Annotated in this window: 2 rRNA genes; both read right to left on the reverse strand. The window is 43.4% G+C overall.

The features are described from left to right. Positions 1 to 95: ribosomal RNA gene (locus ACU68Y_RS09175) — 23S ribosomal RNA — on the reverse strand; the annotation flags it as partial. A 140-nt stretch (positions 96 to 235) separates the two neighbouring features. Further along, positions 236 to 346: ribosomal RNA gene (locus ACU68Y_RS09180) — 16S ribosomal RNA — on the reverse strand; the annotation flags it as partial.

The raw sequence follows: 346 nt of genomic DNA on the forward strand, positions 1-346 counted from the left end.
GATATTTGCTCCTACTCGAGGTTTTCGTTGCTTGTCACGTCCTTCGTCGCCTCCTGGTGCCAAGGCATCCGCCTTGCGCCCTTAGTTTCTTGACCGGAAATATATACTGTTATTCGATTTTCAATGTTCAGATGTCGATTTGTTAATCGACTGTGCAAACTTCAGTTAATAAAAACTAAAAGTTCATAATTTAATGAACCTTAAAGTAAATACTCATTGAGTTAGCACTCCTTAGAAAGGAGGTGATCCAGCCGCACCTTCCGATACGGCTACCTTGTTACGACTTCACCCCAGTCATCAATCCTACCTTCGACTGCTCCTCAATTAGGTCACAGGCTTCGGGTAT

The sequence above is a fragment of the Finegoldia sp. P1-F-LS genome (genome assembly GCF_052932205.1).